Source organism: Paraburkholderia caffeinilytica, assembly GCF_051027425.1.
Classification (GTDB): domain Bacteria; phylum Pseudomonadota; class Gammaproteobacteria; order Burkholderiales; family Burkholderiaceae; genus Paraburkholderia; species Paraburkholderia caffeinilytica_A.
On record NZ_CP186553.1, the window covers coordinates 1,386,548 to 1,404,521 of the forward strand.

The window sequence follows — 17,974 nt, forward strand, 5'->3', positions numbered from 1 at the left end:
TGTCGGGCTTTATCAATCTGATGTCTACTCCCATCCAATCCCTTGCCAATGTCCCGCCTGTGCTGAGCGTTCGCGGCATCGGCAAGACCTACGCCGGGCCCGTGCTCGCCGATATCTCGCTGGAACTGTACGCGGGCGAGGTGCTGGCGCTGACCGGCGAAAACGGCGCGGGCAAGAGCACCTTGTCCAAGATCGTCGGCGGTCTCGTCACGCCGACCACCGGTTCGATGACCCTGGGCGGCGCGGCCTATACGCCGGCCAGCCGCAAGGACGCCGAGGCGCTCGGCGTGCGCATGGTCATGCAGGAACTGAACCTGTTGCCGACCCTCACGGTCGCGGAGAACCTGTTCCTGAACCGCTTGCCGCAGCGCGGCATGTTCGGCTGGATCGACCGCGCCAAACTGCGCGAGGACGCCCGGCACGCCATGGCGCAAGTCGGGCTCGACGCGATCGACCCTGACACGCTGGTAGGCACGCTGGGCATCGGGCATCAGCAGATGGTCGAGATCGCGCGCAATCTGATCGGCGATTGCCGCGTGCTGATTCTCGACGAACCCACCGCCATGCTGACCGCCCGCGAGGTGGACCTGCTGTTCGAGCAGGTCGACAGGCTCAAGGCGCGCGGCGTGGCGCTGGTATACATCTCGCACAGACTGGAAGAATTGAAGCGTATTGCGCGGCGCGCGGCGGTGCTGCGCGACGGCAAGCTCGTGCATGTCGACGAAATGGCCAATCTCTCTGCCGACCGTCTCGTGACCTTGATGGTCGGGCGCGATATCGGCGAGCGGATCGACCTCGGCGAGCGGCGCATTGGCAACGTGGCGTTCAAGGTCACGGGCATGACTCGCGAGCCAGCCGTGCGCGATGTGTCCTTCGACGTGAAGGCCGGCGAGATTTTCGGCATCAGCGGTTTGATCGGCGCGGGCCGCACGGAATTGATGCGGCTCATCTACGGGGCCGATCGGGCGGATGCCGGCACGGTGTCGATCGCGCAAGGCGGCGGTCCGCTGGAACCCGTGAAGGTGTCATCGCCATCGGATGCGGTGAAGAACGGCATCGCGCTGATTACGGAGGATCGCAAAGGCGAGGGCCTCCTGCTGACGCAGCCGATTGCCTCCAATATCTCGCTCGGCCATCTGCGTGCGGTGTCGAAGAACGGCGTGGTGGATGCCCGTCGCGAGGCGGCGCTGGCGCGCAAACAGATCGACGCGATGAGCATCCGCAGCGCGGGGCCGTCGCAACCGGTGTCCGAGCTTTCCGGCGGCAACCAGCAGAAGGTGGTGATTGGCCGCTGGCTCGCGCGCGACTGCGCGGTGCTGCTGTTCGACGAGCCGACCCGCGGCATCGACGTCGGTGCGAAGTTCGATATCTATGCCCTGATGGGTGCGCTCGCGCGGGAAGGCCGCGCTTTGGTGGTGGTGTCGAGCGATCTGCGCGAGTTGATGTCCATTTGCGACCGGATCGGGGTGATGTCGGCAGGACGGATGACGGGCATGTTCGAGCGCGGAAGCTGGACCCAGGACGCGCTGCTCGCAGCGGCGTTCGCGGGCTACACGAAACGCGACGCGCTGCTGCACGATCCGATCGAACCCGACGCAGGGGCGCCTCACGCATCGGCGCCCGATCAAAAATCTGTGGAGTATTGAAGCATGACCGCACCAACCAGCCTGCCTACCGTGCAGAACGAACCGCCCAAAGACGCGAAGCCGGTCGGCACGCGCCTGGGATTCTCAAACTACCTCGGCCTGCTCGGCGCGCTGCTCGGGATGATCGTCCTGTTCTCGCTGCTGAGCTCGCACTTCCTGAGCTACGACACCTTCAGCACGATCGCGAATCAGATTCCCGATCTGGTCGTGATGTCGGTCGGCATGACCTTTGTGCTCATCATCGCCGGCATCGACCTGTCGGTCGGCTCCGTGCTGGCGCTCGGCGCGGCGCTCACGAGCGTCGCGGCCTTGCAGTGGCACTGGCCGGCGTTGCCCGCCGCCTTGCTCGGCATGGCGGGCGCGGCCTTGACGGGCTGCGTGACCGGCGCGATCACCGTGGCGTGGCGGATTCCGTCGTTCATCGTGTCGCTCGGCGTGCTCGAAGCGGCGCGCGGTCTCGCGTATCAGATGACCAACTCCCGCACGGCCTACATCGGCGATGCGTTCGATTTCCTCTCCAACCCGATTGCGTTCGGCATTTCTCCCGCGTTCCTGATTGCGATCGTCGTGATGATCGCCGCGCAGCTGGTGCTGACGCGTACGGTGTTCGGCCGCTATCTGGTCGGCATCGGCACGAACGAGGAAGCGGTGCGCCTCGCGGGCGTCAATCCGCGTCCCTACAAGATCGCCGTATTCGCGATGATGGGCCTGTTGGCCGGCATGGCGTCCCTGTTCCAGATTTCGCGGCTCGAGGCTGCGGACCCGAATGCCGGCGCAGGCATCGAGTTGCAGGTGATCGCGGCCGTCGTGATCGGCGGGACGAGCTTGATGGGCGGCCGGGGCTCGGTGATCAGCACCTTCTTTGGCGTGTTGATCATCTCGGTGCTGGCCGCGGGTCTTGCCCAGATCGGGGCGACCGAGCCGACCAAACGCATTATCACGGGGGCCGTCATTGTCGTGGCCGTCGTGCTGGATACGTATAGAAGCCGGCGTCGCGCCGCATAAATATTGACCATTAGCGACCATGCGTGAATGGTCAGCAGGAGAGTGACAGTGTCGAAAGAAGCGAAGCAGGGCCGTGTGCTCGTGGTGGGCAGCATCAATACCGACCTGGTCGCCCGTGCACCGCATTTGCCGCGGCCCGGCGAGACGATCGGCGGGCATGAGTTCTCGCAGGTTGCCGGCGGCAAGGGCGGCAACCAGGCGGTGGCGGCGGCGCGCATCGGTGCGCGCGTGGCAATGGTCGGGCGCGTGGGGAAGGATGCGAACGGCGCCCAGCGGGTCCAGGATCTGGAAGCGGAAGGGATCGATTGCGCGGGTATCGAAGTCGACCCGGTGCAACCCACGGGCGTCGCGATGGTGACGGTGTCGGACGACGGGCAGAACACGATCGTCGTGGTCGCGGGCAGTAACGGCGAACTCACGCCGGAGAGCGTTGCTCGCCACGAAGCGGCGATCAAGGCCAGCGAGGTCGTGGTTTGCCAGCTGGAAACGCCCTGGGATTCGGTCCACGCGACACTCGCGCTTGCCCGGCGTTTGGGCAAAGTCACCGTGCTGAACCCGGCGCCGGCAACCGGTCCGCTGCCCGCGGAATGGCTGCCGCTCGTCGACTATCTCGTGCCGAACGAGGTGGAGGCCGCGATACTCGCCGGCCTGCCCGTCGAATCGCAAAGCGGAGCGAGAAGGGCTGCGCTGGAACTGCAACGAGGCGGCGCACGCAACGTGATCGTCACGCTCGGCGCACAAGGCGCGTATCTGTTGCCGGAAGGCGGCGAGGGCATGCATTTTCCCGCGCCGCAAGTGCGAGCCGTCGACACGACCGCAGCCGGCGATACGTTTATCGGTGTCTTTGCCGCGCAACTCGCTGCCCGGCAACCGCTGGAAGGCGCGATCAGCCTCGCGCAACGCGCGGCTTCGATTTCCGTCACGCGCGCCGGCGCGCAGCCGTCGATCCCGACTCGCGCGGAAGTGGATAGCGCGGGTTGAAAACGGATGCCTGTTGTGACATGAGGCCGTCCGACCTGCAACTCTGGGTAGCCGAACGTTGAATTGACGACACCATCTCCGGATGGTGTTTTTTTGGTTTAGTCGCGATCTCTGCTTGAAGAAATGGACCGGATATCAAATCGAAATATATAGATATCCTGATGATAACGATGACCCTTGTTGCGTGTGGCGGCAATGTGACAGTCGCCGTTCGACACGCTGACGATTGAGCTATATGCACAGGCCCCGATTACAGCGAGCGGGGCTTGTGTTGCGCATCTTTACTCATGCTTTGCGCACACCGTCGCTGCCGCGAGATGCAACAATGGATTGCCGCCGGCGCATACAGGTCTGGCGGTAATCCCCGGAAACACAACCGTAGCCAAACTGTAGTGCCGCTTGTCTAGGATGTCCGCATCGCTCATGCATCGATCAATGGAGGTGCCGGATGCTTAGCCATCACGAACTCGCGACACTCATGTTGCTCGGCGACGCCGAGAAGCGGCTGGAAGCTTTCGATCCGGACGTTCTTGCGCTGCGCCGGTACGAGCTCGTCGAAGTACGCCAGCGCGATCCGCAAGGACCGACGCTGCAACTGACCCGTCAAGGTCGCGCGTTGCTGGAGCGTCTGCGCACGGGCGCAGAGCAATGAGTTGAGTACGGCGCGATCGGATCGAGCGACGAATCACCGGCGAAATTCGATGGATCTTCCGTCGCTTGCTCGCAAGACGATGCAAATCTGCAACGCGCCGTGTCTCCGCGTGACGCGCTACCCGCAACGCGATGTGCTTAGCCCGACCACTTCGCGCACGCTTTGTCGTGGCACGGAAAAGAGTCTCGGATTGCTAATCGATCTCGCGCACCGTGTTCCGCGTTCAAGCTGTTCACAAATTCCCTGTCAATACCCGTAATGCGGGCCAGCGCACATAGCGATGCAAGCGCCGGCCACCTGAACCCCGCGACAGATCCGCCGACGCGACGGCTTTCCGTCTCAAGCTTGCGACATGTCGGTCCATAGCCTGTAAAAGCTACTTCACCGAATTGCGATCCGGCATATCTGACCGGCGCCTTCGTCAAACCGTTGCCGGCCAACACGACCAAGGGTTTTCCATTCTTCAGAAATCATCCGCGGTGCATAGCGGCAGAGCGCCGCGACGGCAGTTCACGGCGTATCAAACACGAATCATCGCGCGATGCGAACTCCCTTCTGCAGGGTGCACCGAATCGCACTGCGCCGTCCGGCAAGCCTTTGCGCCGCCTGGCACTCTTTTGGCATAGCTGTCCGCAACGGTGGCGCGCTGCTTGAGCAGTACAGGGCGCTCCGGTTTCAGGCGCCGCAGAACGGCTGACGGGGGGATTCAATTCTGCGGCGCCGGAAAACTTCGACACGGCATTGGTCTGCATGGCCAGTCGTGCCGAAGTCGGGAGACAGCGTCACTGGCTTCTGCGGTGATCGGGCTCCCAAAGCGATGGCGTTGGGGAGGGGAAGGGCCGGGACGCATTCAAGAGAGCGCTCCAGTACCTGACCGGTTAACCAGGCCAAACCCGGCTGAGTAGTCAGCAGCCTTCCACCAATGCTCGGTCCCGCAGCGGGCATGTTTTGAGTATCTGAGTAAAAAACTTCTTTTTCCAGGAGCTTCAAAATGCAAAAGACTCTCGACCTGATCCGTGACTTCGCACGCGAAGAAGACGGTGTGACCGCAATTGAATATGGCCTGCTGGCTGCGTTGATTGCAGTCGCGATTATCACTGCAGTTGGAGTGATCGGCACGCAGCTTAACGATACCTTTACCACGATTGGAACCAAACTCACTGCCGCTAATGCTGCTTGATAACCACAGGGCAGGGTTGCCTCCTCAGGGGCAATAGATTGAGCGAAGAGCGGCCCTTGCCTCTTCGAGGGTCGCTCTTTCCTCACTAATAGCGAAGTGGAAACGGGGAACTCCATGAACGCTTTCGAATTTCCAGTCGGGGTGTGCCTGCTGGGGCTGGTGGCGGTGGCCGCAGGCTGGGATTTGCATACCCGGCGCATTCCGAACTGGCTGGTGCTGACGGGGTTGGCGCTGGCATTGACGATGCAGTGGCATCTGCATGGAGCCGGTGGCGGCTCGGGGCGGTGGGCGCTCGGCATGCTGACCGGCGGCGGCTTGTTTTTGCCTCTGTATCTGCTGCGCGGCATGGGCGCGGGTGACGTAAAACTGATGGCTACGGTTGGCGCGTTCGTCGGACCAGATATCGCGCTACAGATTGCATTGCTGACCTGCACGATGGGTGGCGCGTGGGCGCTGGCAGTGATTGTTTTCAGGCGGGCCGTGAAATCTACCTGCACGAATATCCTGGCGATTTTTCTGGGTGGCATCAATCGCCACGACGACATGAATACGCAAGGCAAGGGCGCCGCCATTGCTTCGGTTGGGTCACTGCCATACGGCGTGGCCATTGCCATCGGCACGTTGGGCGTGATGTTTCTTCAGGCAGGCGCAGGCACGCGCTGACGGCCAGGCGAGCAGGCATCCGTTCATGACATATGAGCCTTCAAGAGCCTTCGCAGAAGGGCAAACAACAAGAAGCGCAGCACGGGATAACAGGGGGAACAACGTGATCAACAAATGGAAAACGGCGCCGGGCGCGCCGACGGACATCAGCCGCCTGCAGGATGCCGGCCGGGTGCACCTCAACGAGGGCGGCGCTGACGCGAATCTGTTGGCGCGCGCGCCACGCACCATTGCCGACACCGGTCTGGATCAAAATTTTCTGCTTGAACTGGTGGCCAAGACGGCTTTTCTGCTGGGAAAAGTATCGTTGTCCAAACTGATTGAACGCCTCAAGCTAGGTGCCAGCGTGCTCGATGGCGTGGTGGCATTCGGGGTGCGCGAACGGGTGCTGGAAATCGTGCGGCGCGGTGCCAACGATGTCGATGTCGATCTCCAGCTCACCGATGGCGGGCGTCAGCGCGCAGCTGAGTTCATGGCCCACTGTCGCTACGTCGGCCCGGCGCCGGTGGCGCTGGCTACATACGAAGCCGTGCTGCGGCAGCAATCGGTGCGGCAGACACAAGCCACTCGCGCCAGCGTGCGGGCCGCCTTTGCCGGCTTGACGGTCAGGACAGCACTGCTCGATGAGATCGGCGGCGCGGTCAACAGCGGCAAACCAGTCATGTTCTTCGGGCCGCCGGGAAGTGGAAAGACTTCGTTGGCCGAACGATTGGGGCGTCTGCTGCCCGGCCGGGTGGCCGTGCCGTATGCCATCGTGGTCGAAAACGAGGTCATCCAGATTTTCGACCCGCTGATTCACGAGCCGTACGAAATGGGGGCGACCGGCGGCGCGTTGAGCGCTCCTTCCGATGCCCGCTGGCAAGTTTGCCGGCGGCCTACCGTGCTATCCGGGGGCGAACTGACACTGGACATGCTCGAGTTGCGCTACGACGCGGCCAGCGGTTTTTACCAGGCGCCCCCGCATGTCAAGGCCAACGGCGGCTTATACGTGGTCGACGACCTTGGGCGCCAGCGCGTGGCCCCGGCTGATTTGCTCAACCGCTGGATCGTGCCGTTCGATCGCGGGCACGACATGCTCGCCTTGCATACCGGCTCGCGTTTTTCTCTGCCGTTCGATGTCTGGATTGCGTTTTCAAGCAATTTTGCGCCGGCGGATCTTGGCGACGAGGCATTTTTCCGGCGCCTCGGCTGCAAGCTGTATGTCGGGCCCCTCGATGTCGCCGAGTATCGCGCCGTGTACGAGCAGCGCTGCGAAGAACTGGACGTGGCGTCGGACGATGAGGCCTTCGAATATCTCGTGCATCACTTGCATATGTCGTCCGGCCGGCCGCTGCTGGCATGTTATCCGGGGGACCTGCTGCGCATCGTACTGGCCAATGCGCGTTATCTCGAGCAACCAGCCGTGGCGGACGGGCCGAACTTGTTGCGCGCCTGGAACAGTTACTTCGCAGTGGCCGGCGAACATGACAACCCGCCACCTCAGCAGCAGGGTGGCACGGAGTGGGCAGCAAAAAAATTCGCGGCCGGTTAAGTGACCGGGTAGGCGGCCGGAAACTCTAGTTGATAAACAGGTCGGGCATCGGGGAGATTCATCATGAAGAACATACGTGCGCTGGTGATGTTGGTAGTGGCAGCGGTGGCGGGGCTCGGCGCGGTAGCGGTAGCGTCGCGCTGGCTGATGGACAGATCGTCGGGCATGACCAGCAAAGTCGCGGTCGCCGCTGTCGATATCAGTCTCGGGCAGCGCCTTAACCCCGAATTCATCAAAATGGTCGATTGGCCGGCGGGCAGCATACCGTCCGGTGCATTCAGCGATTCGCAGAAACTCGACGGGCGCGTGATGAAAAACAGTGCACAGCGCGGCGAACCGATTCTGGATGGCAAGCTGGCGCCTGTCGGTACGCAGGGCGGGTTGTCGGCGGTGATCGCCGACGGCAAGCGCGCAATCACAGTGCGCGTCAATGACGTGATCGGCGTGGCGGGCTTCGCACTGCCTGGCAACTATGTCGACATCATCGTCAGTACGCAGCAGGAAAAAGGCAGCGATAGAAAATCGAGCGGAGATGAAAACATCTCCAAGATCGTGCTCGAAAAAATTCTGGTGCTGGCCGTCGCGCAGGAAGTGGGCCGTGACGAAACCAAACCGAAAGTGGTTAACGCCGTCACGCTCGAAGTCACGCCTGACCAGGCGGAAAAACTCGACCTTGCGCGCAGTGTCGGCACGTTGTCACTGGTGCTGCGCAACCAGGTGGATATCGCAACGCTGGCCACGGGGGGCGCGACAAAGATCACGCTGCTCGGCACGCCAGCCGCACCGGCCCCGACACCTGCAGCTTTGCCCGCACGTCCGGCACGCGTGCACTACGCCGCACGACCAGCGGCCAAGCACGACTGCGTCGGTGTGCTCTCGGGTGTGTTGGGCAGTGTCGAATGTTTTTAGGCCAGAAGTCGGCGGTGCCTGCGAAGGCGGGCCGCTGCGACTGGCGCCACCAAGGCAAATAACAGAAGTCTCGATCGACCGATGTCGAGAAACGGGGGCAGGAAAATGAAAACGAAACTGGGATTCTCAACCGGTGGAGCGATGCGTAGCCGCTCGCTGAGCGGCGTCGTACTCGCCTCGGCGTTGTGCACCGGATTGTTCGTCGCGCAAAGCGGCTCAGCGCAGGAAGCGGCCGAGAGCCCGGTGCTCGCGAAGGTCCGGCCAAATGCGCCGTTGCCGGTGGGCCGCGCGCCAACACCGATGATGGTCAGCATGGCGCCGATGCCGGCCGGCGGCGCAGCCGGTGCCGCCATGCCGCTGCGCGGTCCGAACTGCACCGGCGATATCCGCGAAGAAACCAGCGTCGTCGTGCCGGTCGGCAAGTCGACACTCCTGCCTCTTGTCGAACCGGCACGCAACCGCACGCTCGGCAATCCGACGATCGTGCAAGCCACGCTGGTGTCGCCACGCACGCTTTACCTCGTCGGCATGGCGGTCGGCACGACCAACATGATCGTTCAGGGACGCAGCGGCGGATGCCAGATTATCGATGTGATCGTCAACATCGACGCCAACGGCTTGCAGCAATCGCTCGGGCAGCTATTGCCCGGCGAGCGTGGCATCCGCGTATCGACCGCTGCGGGCAACCTGGTGCTCGGTGGGCACGTGTCGAGCTCGCCGACTGCCCAGCAGGCGCTGGAGATCGCGAAGGCCTATGCGAGTGCACAGCCTACCCAGCAATCGCAGAGCGGGTCCGGCAGCCTCGGCAGCGGAACCAACGTGAATCAGCAGAGTTCGAGCATCAGCAAGCCGGCCGAGGTGATCAACATGATGACGGTCGATGCACCGCAACAGGTGATGCTCGAAGTCAAGGTCGCCGAAGTGTCGAAGACGCTCATCAACCAGTTGGGCTCGGCGCTCAACATTCAGGGCGGCTTCGGTTCATGGAGTGGCGCGCTCGTGAGCAATCTGCTGGCGGGCGTCACGAGCGTCATTGCGGGCAGCAAGGCGAACAACCGCCCATTCAGCTTCGCCGTCGACGCGCAGAAGACAGACGACCTCGTGAAGATCCTCGCGGAACCGAATCTCGTCGCGATCAGCGGGCAGGAGGCCACCTTCCTCGCCGGCGGCAAGATCTTCATTCCGGTGCCGCAGAGCAGCAGCACGGGCGCGACGACCATCACGCTGCAGGAAGAGGAATTCGGCGTCGGCCTGAAGTTCACACCGACCGTGCTCGCCAATGGCCGCATCAGCCTGAAGGTCGCGCCCGAGGTGTCCGAGCTGTCGCCGACTGGCATCACGCTCAGCGCCACCAACGTGAGCGGCGTGTCGATCCTGCCGCTCATCACGACGCGCCGTGCATCCACGGTTGTGCAGATGAGCGACGGCGAGTCGTTCGCGATCGGCGGACTGATGAAGAGCAACGTGACCGGTGCGCTGAAAGCCATTCCCGGCATCGGCGAAGTGCCGGTGCTCGGGGCGCTGGCGCGCAGCACGTCGTTCCAGCAGGACCTGACGGAGCTCGTGTTCATCATCACGCCGCATCTCGTCAAGCCGCTGCAGACGGCCGACCTGCCGCTGCCGACGGACAGCTTCTCGCAGCCCAATGCAGTCGATGTCTACGCGACCGGCAACATGGAAGGCCGTCACCCGAAAACGCATGCCGCGCCTGCCGAAGCTGCTCCGGTTGCTTCGCCAGTGCCGGTGCCGGCCCCGGCTTCGGTGACTCCGCCGGCACCGCAGCCTTCGCCCGCACCGGCGTCACAAACGCCCGCCGGACCCGTTGCGATGACGTTGCCGGCCGACCCGCAGACCGCGACGCGCACCACCGCCACTCAGTCGAGTCACGCGCCGGATGTGGCGGCCGGCACAGCGCTACCGCCGGCAGCTGCGCAGACAGCCAGCGCGGTTCGCATTGAAAGTGCCGCGGCACGGATCGCCGCCGGTCAGGGGCACCAGGAAGTCGCCAACGCGGACGCGTCGAGCCACGCGGTCGAACATTGATGTGATGCCAAGGGGAATCTCATGAAACACGAACACTTTGTTTTCGCCCGCTGGACCGCGCTTATCGTGCCGGTCTGCGTGGCGCTCGGCGGTTGCATGTCCAGCACGCCGATCTGGGATGCGCATTTTGGCCAGGCGCTCAAAGCCGTCACCCAGGCGCAGATCATCGATCCGCACGCGACAGAGCACGCGCAATCGGCACAGGGCATCGACGGCAAGTCCGCCGCTTCGGCGATGGACACCTATGACAGGTCATTTCAACAACCCGCACCGTCGCCGAATGCATTTGTCATTGGCGTCGGAAGCGGCAGCGGGGCCAGCGGTCAGTAAGAACTAGCGGCGGCGGGGCCAACGGTTAGTCAGAACAATAGGTACGGGGGATCGTCATGCGTGGCGTAATTCAATCTGGTGCGTCCGGGGTGGCTCGTCGGGGCGAGCGCGGTATCGTCGCGATCATCTTTGCACTGACGCTCGTGGTGCTGATCAGCTTTGCCGGTCTCGCCATTGATCTGGGCAAGCTGTATATCGCGAAGAGCGAGTTGGCCAACTCCGCCGACGCCTGTGCATTGGCGGCGGCGCGCGATCTCACGAAAGCATTGTCGCTGGCGACGCCCGAGGCGGCGGGTATCGCGGTTGGCTCGGCGAATCGGGTATTGCTGCAGAGTGAAGATGTGTCGCTCACAACCAATAGCAACGTCACATTCAGCAAGTCGTTCGGCGGCCCGTATTTGACCAAAAACCAGTTTGGTGCGGCGGACGTGCCGAGCATCGGTTTTGTGCGCTGTACGGTCAACCGCGCCAGCATCAGCAACTGGTTCATGCAGATCGTCAGCGCTACGCTCGGCACGTCGGCGGTTGCCGCGACCGCGGTCGCATCGACCACACAGGCGCAGACGACGTGTGCGCTGCCGGTATACATCTGCCAGCCGCCCGCTCCGGCGACTATCAATCCGCTCGACTGGGTTTGCAGCAAGGTCGGTTCAGGTTCTCCGCCTCCTTGCGACAAGATCAAAGGCAATTTCGGCTGGGTCGATCTGGGCACGGGCGGCGGAGCGAACGCACTGGCCACGTTGCTGGCGGGGCCAGGCCAATGCAACCTGCCGACAAGTCCGACGCTGAATACGGCGCCAGGCAACAAGAGCTCGCTCTCGGCCGCATGGAATACACGCTTTGGCATTTACGCAGGTGGCCAGTACAAGGGGCCGAGCGACGGCCCATCCGATTTCACCGGTTTCGCCTATACGAACACATGGCTTTCAGCAGGGAATAGCCAGCATGGCAGCTTTCAGGATTTTCTTGCCAAACGCCTGACATTCACGCCGTATCAGGGCGACACCAGCGCAGGCCTGTATACAACGAACGGTGATACCACCCCACCGCCGAACAGCAATTACGCCCAGGGGGCAGACCGCCGGCTCGCCGTGGTTCCGCTCGTCAGTAACTGCGGCGGCGTGAGTGGTACTTCGGTGCCCATAACAGTTTCATCCTGGGCTTGCGTCCTGCTGCTGCATCCGATGACGAGCAATTCAAATAAAGACCCCATGCAGGGCGTGACGATGCTCCAGTACCTCGGTTCCGCCTCCGATCCGAGCACGCCTTGCGCCACGCAGGGCATACCCGGCTCCAACACCATCGGGATCGGGCCGATGGTACCTGTGCTGGTGCAATAGGAGAGTCCATCATGCGTCATCGTCATTATCGTATCCGCCGCATGCAGGGCGTTGTAGCAGTCGAATTCGCACTCGTGGCGATTCCGCTGGTCATTCTGCTGCTAGGCATCGCGGAGTTTGGCCACATGTTTTACCAGTACAACACGATCGACAAATCCGTACGTGACGCGGCGCGACTGTTGTCCGCCTACAGTCCATTGCAAGCCGACTATCCGACGGCGAGCGCTCAGTGCCTCGTGGTGTACGGCAACACGGGTTGTAACGGATCGCCATTGATCGCCGGGCTGCAAACCAGCATGGTGGTGGTATGCGATCAGATCAATACCAGCGGCTGCACCGGGCAATTCAAGAATGTGCAAACCGATCCATCTGGCGACACGATCAATCTCGTGCAAGTGAAAGTCACCGGATATCCCTATGCGCAGATCACCGGGTTTTTCAACCTGGGTGCGTTGATCTTCGGCGATATCAGCTGCGTCATGAGGCAGGTATGAACAAGCTCACTATCCGTCGTTTGCCCGGCGCACAGCGCCAGCGAGGCGTTGCCGCACTCGAATTCGCCCTGATATCGGCCATTTTCTTCACGTTGCTGATTGGCGTCATGGAGATGGGGCGCGTGCTGTTTTACTGGAATACGGCGGCAGAAGCGACGAGGCTGGGCGCCCGTGTTGCCGTGGTGTGCGACGTCAACAGCAGCCAGTCGGCGACCAACCCCGTGATCAGGGATATGCAGCAGATGTTGCCGATTCTGCAGCCTTCCAACGTGACCGTGACTTATAACCCGTCGGGTTGCGACGCCTCGTCATGCACCTCGGTCACGGTCGCCGTCGCCAACGTCACGGTTAATACGGTGGTTCCTTTCGTGCCATTTTCGCTGTCGATGCCGCCATTCACCACGACCTTGCCGAGAGAAAGCCTGAGTAGCGTGAACGGCACCAATCCTACTTGCAGTTAGCACGTCGCCCACTTTAACGGGAAGAACGAAATGATCGACATTCTCACGATTTCATCCGATCCAGCGCAGGCCAGTGCGATTGCGCGGATCGTCGGGGCGGGCGATTCTCATCACCGCGTCAAAACATCGAATGAAGGGCTGGCCGCTCTGTGCGCGCATCAGCAGGCACTCGATGGTGTCGATCTGCTGATTTTCGATGGCACGCAGATGGCGCAGCAGGATTTCGACACACTCGCTGCGCTCACTGCGCAGCACACCGATTTGACCTGCGTGCTGCTGACGCCGTCGCCGTCGGCCGATCTATTGATTTGTGCCATGCGTGCCGGCGTGCGCGATGTGCAGCAGTGGCCGGCCGCCCCCCAGGAATTGCAGCACGCTGTTGAAAGGATCGCCCGCAAAATTACCGGCACGCGGCGCGAAGGCAGGGTGATCTCGTTCGTGTCATGCAAAGGTGGAAGCGGCACCTCGTTTTTAGCGGCGAATCTGGGATTCGCCGCCTCGGCAATCGGCAAGCGAGCGCTGCTGATCGATTTGAATCAGCAATTCGGTGAAGCGGCTTTTCTGGTGTCGGAAATTACGCCGCCGGCCACGCTGGCCGACGTCAGTGCCCAGATCGACCGGCTTGACCCCGCGTTTCTCGATGCGTGTCTGACCCACGTCAGCGACAGTTTTGATGTGCTGGCCGGTGCAGCCGATCCGGCCAAGGCGAAAGAAATCAAGCCGGAGCACTTGCAGCGCATTCTGAATCTGGTGCGGCATCAATACGATCTGGTTATTTTCGACATCGGCCAGAGCATCTGCAACGTGACGATTGCAGCGCTCGATCAGAGCGATTGCATTTTCCCGGTGCTGCAACTGAGTTTGCCTTATCTGCGCGGCAGCCACCGGCTGCTCGATATCTTCCGCTCGCTCGGCTACCGCGGCGACAAGGTGCGCGTGCTGGTCAACCGCTACGAAAAGAAAGGGCCGGTGGGGTTGCCCGAACTGGAAAAGGCACTGGGCCTGCGGGTGGCCGGTGTGATTCCTGAAGACCGTGCTTCGGTGTCGGCGTCGATCAATCAGGGCGTGCCGATTCTGCGGCTCGCCAAATCGAGTGGCGTGGCAAAGAGCCTGAATGGACTGGTGCGCAGCCTGTTGTCGCCGCCGTCGTCGCCGTCGCCGTCCAATGGTGGGGCCGGCGCTTTGCGGAAGATTTTCGGTAAGCCGGTGTTAGGCAGAGCCTGAGTTAAAGGAGCGGAAAATGGAAAACGTCACGACACTGCGTGAGCAATTTTTTGATCACGGCGATCTGTCCACGCACGAGCAAAGCCTCAACCGGAACAGAATGGCCAGAAGAGCGTATCAGGAACTCAAGAAGAACGTTCATCAGGCGGTGATCGACCGCGTCGAACTGGAAAAACTCCAGCGCCTTTCGAACGAGCAGATTCAGCGTGAACTGGCACAGCTGGTCGAGCGTATTGTCGAAGAAGACAACATTCCGATGAACGAGATCGAGCGGCGCCAACTGGTGCGCGACGTGCGTGACGAGATGCTCGGCTTTGGCCCGCTCGAACCGCTGCTCGCGGATCCGACGATCTCCGACATCCTGGTCAACACGCACCAGCATGTGTATATCGAACGGCGCGGCAAGCTGGAGCTGACCGATGTCACGTTCTACGATGACGCGCATTTGATGAAGGTGATCGAAAAGATCGTATCGCGCGTCGGCCGCCGCATCGACGAATCGAACCCGATGGTGGACGCACGTCTGCCGGATGGCTCTCGCATGAATGCGATCATTCCGCCGTCGGCGATCGATGGCCCGCTGCTGTCGATTCGCCGTTTCGCTGTCAACCCGCTGACGGTGAAAGACCTGATTGAATATGAAAGCCTCACGCCACCGATGGTTCAGGTGCTGGAGGCGCTGTCCGCCGCCAAGATCAACGTGCTGATTTCGGGCGGAACGGGCAGCGGCAAGACGACATTGCTCAATGTCCTGTCGGGGTTCATTCCATCCGACGAACGTATCGTGACGATCGAGGACGCCGCCGAGCTTCAGTTGCGCCAGTTGCACGTGCTGCGGCTCGAAACACGTCCGCCCAACATCGAAGGCAAGGGAGAGATCACGCAGCGCTCGCTGGTGCGCAACGCGCTGCGGATGCGGCCTGACCGGATCATTCTGGGCGAAGTTCGTGGCGCCGAGGCGCTGGATATGCTGCAGGCGATGAACACGGGGCATGAAGGTTCGCTCGCGACAGTGCACGCCAATACGCCGCGCGATGCGCTGACGCGGCTCGAAAACATGATCGGCATGGCGGGGTTGAATCTGCCACCCAAGGCCGCGCGTCACCAGATCAGCTCGGCGATCGGCGTCGTCATTCAGGTGGCCCGCCTCACCGACGGGCGCAGAAAGGTGACCAGCATTCAGGAGATTACTGGCATGGAAGGCGAGGTGATCAATTTGCAGGAAATCTTCTCTTTCAAGCGCGCCGGTGTGGATAAAAACGGAAAGGTTTGCGGGCATTTTTGTGCGACGGGCGTGCGGCCGAAATTTTCCGAGCGGCTGCAGGCATTTGGCGTGGCGGTGCCGGATACGGTGTACGACCCGACACAGCACTATCCCGTGTAACAACGGCCGATCGGGAACGACCGGCAGGACGGGGACGGCGGCAAGAAGGCCGCGGCCCATTGCGAGGAACATCGTCATGAACTTTCTATTCTACGGATTCGTCATTCTGGTGTTCTTTTCGATCATTTTGCTGATCGAGGCCACCTATATCTGGTGGCAGAGCCAGCACAGCAGCGCCGCCAGGCGCATCGAAAACCGCATTCGCATGATGTCCGCCGGGGGGCACGGTAATGACAAGGCGGTGTCGATTCTCAAGCAGCGCGAGCTGAGCACATCACCGCTGATGACCCGCTTGCTGCTCCAGGTGCCGCGTATTCATGTGCTCGATCGCTGGCTGGTTCAGTCGGGGCTGAACTGGTCGATTGGGAAGTTTCTTTCTTACACCGTGTTTCCGCCGCTCGTGGTGTGGATGGTCGGCAGCATGCTCTACGTTCCGGCGCTGGCGTTATTGACGGCGACACTGCTTAGCGCCGTCTTTGCGTCGTCCAGAGTCAACCGGGCCAAGGCCCGGCGGCTGAAGCAGATCGAAGAGCAATTGCCCGAGGCGGCCGACATGATCAGCCGGTCATTGCGGGCCGGGCATTCGTTCTCGACTGCCCTCGGCATCGTGGGTGACGAGATGCCCGAGCCGATCGGTGGCGAGTTTCGCACCGCGTTCGATGAAATCAATTTTGGCGTGCCGCTCAACGATGCACTGGGAGGGCTGGCCAACCGCGTACCGATCAGCGACCTCCGCTATTTTGTGATCGCGGTACTGATTCAGCGCGAGAGCGGCGGTAACCTGGCCGAAATTCTCGACAACATCAGCCAGATTATCCGCAGCCGGCTTGCGCTGCTCGGCAAGGTCAGGGTGCTGTCGTCCGAGGGCCGGTTGTCGGCCTGGATTCTTGGCGTTTTGCCGTTCGCCGTGGCACTGATTATTTCGATGGTCAATCCTGGTTTCTTACGCATTTTATGGAGCGATCCGGCCGGCGTAAAAATGCTCGGCACGGCGCTGGTCATGATGATGTTCGGTCTGCTCTGGATGCGGAAGATCATTCGTATCCATGTTTAACAAAACACATCATTTTCATTTTTTGGAGATGGGTCGAGCCCATGCCCGCCATGAAAACTGAACAACTCATACTATTGGCCGTTGTTTTTGCGATTGTCGCCATGGCCGCCTTCGGTCTGATGGCGCTGCTCATGCCGAACTCGATACACCGCCGCCTTGGGCAGTTCACCGGCATGGGCCAGCCTTCGTCAGAAACGGCCGACGACGAGGGCGCTCAATGGGTAAAGAGGATTGCGCAGGCTTCACAGCCAATCGCCAAACTCTCTATTCCCAAAGAGGGTTGGGACCATTCGGTGTTGCGCACGAAATTCATGCATGCGGGGTGGCGTAGTCCATTTGCCCCAGGGGTTTATTTTGCAGCCAAGACGATTCTGGTAATCGGGCTGCCCCTTGTTTGTCTCGTGGCGGCCGGACCGTACCTGCGGAACGATAACAACCATCTGTTCCTGGCCGGGCTGCTGGTGCTGGCGGGAATCGGTTATTACCTGCCCAACGTTGCGCTGGCACGCCAGGTGCGCCTGCGGCAGCAAATCATTTTCGAGAATTTTCCCGACGCGCTGGACCTGCTCACCGTGTGCGTGGAGGCGGGTCTCGGACTGGACGCGGCGCTTATGAAAGTGGCCAATGAAATGCATCTGAAAAGCCGGGCGATGGGCGACGAGTTGCAATTGCTGATGCTTGAACTGAGGGCGGGTTTGAGCAAGGAAACCGCACTCAAGAACCTGGCGCTGCGTACCGGCGTGGAAGAGTTGGACATCCTGGTCGCGATGCTGATTCAGGCAGAGCGCTTCGGCACCAGTGTGGGCGATTCACTGCGCGTGCATTCGGAAAATTTGCGGCTCAAGCGGCGGCTTCGGGCCGAGGAGGCCGCTGGAAAAATTGCCGTCAAATTATTGTTTCCGCTCATTTTCTGCATATTCCCAACGCTGATGTTGATATTGCTCGGCCCGGCTTTTATTCAGGTGCTCCGTGTGCTGCTACCAACGCTCTCTGGTCAGATGGACGCAGGAACTCCACTACCTTGATGCGGCGAGGAGCCATGACACATCCCTGATGGCTGCAATCAGCCGGATAACG

At 61.6% G+C, this 17,974-nt stretch carries 17 protein-coding genes; all 17 read left to right on the top strand.

The features are described from left to right. Positions 1-20: 20 nt before the first annotated feature. The gene (locus ACOSV0_RS26695) at positions 21-1,646 is read left to right on the top strand and encodes a sugar ABC transporter ATP-binding protein (protein WP_434115180.1); all 1,626 of its coding nucleotides are present in this window, start codon (positions 21-23) and stop codon (positions 1,644-1,646) included. A gap of 3 nt (positions 1,647-1,649) precedes the next feature. Then, positions 1,650-2,651 carry an ABC transporter permease gene (locus ACOSV0_RS26700; protein ID WP_434115182.1) on the top strand — a complete coding sequence of 334 codons (1,002 nt, stop codon included), beginning with the start codon at positions 1,650-1,652 and terminating at the stop codon, positions 2,649-2,651. Positions 2,652-2,678: 27 nt separating this feature from the next. Further along, complete coding sequence (gene rbsK / locus ACOSV0_RS26705) at positions 2,679-3,632, top strand: ribokinase (RefSeq protein ID WP_434115184.1); 954 nt, start codon at positions 2,679-2,681, stop codon at positions 3,630-3,632. Positions 3,633-4,080: 448 nt separating this feature from the next. Next, the gene (locus ACOSV0_RS26710) at positions 4,081-4,284 is read left to right on the top strand and encodes a hypothetical protein (protein ID WP_434115186.1); all 204 of its coding nucleotides are present in this window, start codon (positions 4,081-4,083) and stop codon (positions 4,282-4,284) included. Positions 4,285-5,275: 991 nt separating this feature from the next. Further along, positions 5,276-5,464, top strand: coding sequence for a Flp family type IVb pilin (locus ACOSV0_RS26715; protein ID WP_434115188.1), 189 nt, complete (start codon positions 5,276-5,278; stop codon positions 5,462-5,464). A gap of 114 nt (positions 5,465-5,578) precedes the next feature. Next, positions 5,579-6,127: an A24 family peptidase gene (locus tag ACOSV0_RS26720; protein WP_434115190.1), complete on the top strand. Its 549-nt coding sequence runs from the start codon at positions 5,579-5,581 to the stop codon at positions 6,125-6,127. 103 nt (positions 6,128-6,230) lie between these two features. After that, a complete protein-coding gene (locus tag ACOSV0_RS26725; protein ID WP_434115191.1) occupies positions 6,231-7,658 on the top strand; it encodes an ATP-binding protein in 1,428 nt (475 codons plus the stop codon). A 63-nt stretch (positions 7,659-7,721) separates the two neighbouring features. Next, positions 7,722-8,567, top strand: coding sequence for a Flp pilus assembly protein CpaB (gene cpaB / locus ACOSV0_RS26730; protein ID WP_434115193.1), 846 nt, complete (start codon positions 7,722-7,724; stop codon positions 8,565-8,567). A gap of 105 nt (positions 8,568-8,672) precedes the next feature. After that, complete coding sequence (locus tag ACOSV0_RS26735; protein ID WP_434115195.1) at positions 8,673-10,610, top strand: type II and III secretion system protein family protein; 1,938 nt, start codon at positions 8,673-8,675, stop codon at positions 10,608-10,610. Between the two features lie 21 nt (positions 10,611-10,631). Then, positions 10,632-10,940, top strand: a complete 309-nt coding sequence (locus ACOSV0_RS26740) for a hypothetical protein (RefSeq protein WP_434115197.1) — start codon at positions 10,632-10,634, stop codon at positions 10,938-10,940. An 89-nt stretch (positions 10,941-11,029) separates the two neighbouring features. Further along, complete coding sequence (locus ACOSV0_RS26745) at positions 11,030-12,280, top strand: pilus assembly protein TadG-related protein (RefSeq protein WP_434115199.1); 1,251 nt, start codon at positions 11,030-11,032, stop codon at positions 12,278-12,280. An 11-nt stretch (positions 12,281-12,291) separates the two neighbouring features. Continuing rightward, positions 12,292-12,774 carry a TadE/TadG family type IV pilus assembly protein gene (locus ACOSV0_RS26750; RefSeq protein ID WP_434115200.1) on the top strand — a complete coding sequence of 161 codons (483 nt, stop codon included), beginning with the start codon at positions 12,292-12,294 and terminating at the stop codon, positions 12,772-12,774. Continuing rightward, complete coding sequence (locus ACOSV0_RS26755; RefSeq protein WP_434115201.1) at positions 12,771-13,235, top strand: TadE/TadG family type IV pilus assembly protein; 465 nt, start codon at positions 12,771-12,773, stop codon at positions 13,233-13,235. Before ACOSV0_RS26750 ends, ACOSV0_RS26755 begins: the two co-directional genes overlap by 4 nt. Positions 13,236-13,265: 30 nt before the next feature. Further along, positions 13,266-14,459, top strand: coding sequence for an AAA family ATPase (locus ACOSV0_RS26760; protein ID WP_434115203.1), 1,194 nt, complete (start codon positions 13,266-13,268; stop codon positions 14,457-14,459). Between the two features lie 16 nt (positions 14,460-14,475). Continuing rightward, a complete protein-coding gene (locus tag ACOSV0_RS26765) occupies positions 14,476-15,843 on the top strand; it encodes a CpaF family protein (protein WP_434115205.1) in 1,368 nt (455 codons plus the stop codon). Between the two features lie 76 nt (positions 15,844-15,919). Further along, complete coding sequence (locus ACOSV0_RS26770) at positions 15,920-16,897, top strand: type II secretion system F family protein (RefSeq protein ID WP_434115206.1); 978 nt, start codon at positions 15,920-15,922, stop codon at positions 16,895-16,897. A gap of 41 nt (positions 16,898-16,938) precedes the next feature. Continuing rightward, entirely contained in the window at positions 16,939-17,922 is a 984-nt protein-coding gene (locus ACOSV0_RS26775; protein WP_434115208.1) for a type II secretion system F family protein, read from the top strand. Positions 17,923-17,974: the final 52 nt, after the last annotated feature.

Coding starts and splice junctions, on each gene's coding strand:
- ACOSV0_RS26695 (WP_434115180.1), top strand. CDS start 21: ATGTCTACTCCCATCCAATCCCTTGCCAATGTCCCGCCTGTGCTGAGC.
- ACOSV0_RS26715 (WP_434115188.1), top strand. CDS start 5,276: ATGCAAAAGACTCTCGACCTGATCCGTGACTTCGCACGCGAAGAAGAC.
- ACOSV0_RS26735 (WP_434115195.1), top strand. CDS start 8,673: ATGAAAACGAAACTGGGATTCTCAACCGGTGGAGCGATGCGTAGCCGC.
- ACOSV0_RS26755 (WP_434115201.1), top strand. CDS start 12,771: ATGAACAAGCTCACTATCCGTCGTTTGCCCGGCGCACAGCGCCAGCGA.
- ACOSV0_RS26700 (WP_434115182.1), top strand. CDS start 1,650: ATGACCGCACCAACCAGCCTGCCTACCGTGCAGAACGAACCGCCCAAA.
- ACOSV0_RS26760 (WP_434115203.1), top strand. CDS start 13,266: ATGATCGACATTCTCACGATTTCATCCGATCCAGCGCAGGCCAGTGCG.
- rbsK (WP_434115184.1), top strand. CDS start 2,679: ATGGTCAGCAGGAGAGTGACAGTGTCGAAAGAAGCGAAGCAGGGCCGT.
- ACOSV0_RS26720 (WP_434115190.1), top strand. CDS start 5,579: ATGAACGCTTTCGAATTTCCAGTCGGGGTGTGCCTGCTGGGGCTGGTG.
- ACOSV0_RS26750 (WP_434115200.1), top strand. CDS start 12,292: ATGCGTCATCGTCATTATCGTATCCGCCGCATGCAGGGCGTTGTAGCA.
- ACOSV0_RS26770 (WP_434115206.1), top strand. CDS start 15,920: ATGAACTTTCTATTCTACGGATTCGTCATTCTGGTGTTCTTTTCGATC.
- ACOSV0_RS26740 (WP_434115197.1), top strand. CDS start 10,632: ATGAAACACGAACACTTTGTTTTCGCCCGCTGGACCGCGCTTATCGTG.
- ACOSV0_RS26775 (WP_434115208.1), top strand. CDS start 16,939: ATGCCCGCCATGAAAACTGAACAACTCATACTATTGGCCGTTGTTTTT.
- cpaB (WP_434115193.1), top strand. CDS start 7,722: ATGAAGAACATACGTGCGCTGGTGATGTTGGTAGTGGCAGCGGTGGCG.
- ACOSV0_RS26710 (WP_434115186.1), top strand. CDS start 4,081: ATGCTTAGCCATCACGAACTCGCGACACTCATGTTGCTCGGCGACGCC.
- ACOSV0_RS26765 (WP_434115205.1), top strand. CDS start 14,476: ATGGAAAACGTCACGACACTGCGTGAGCAATTTTTTGATCACGGCGAT.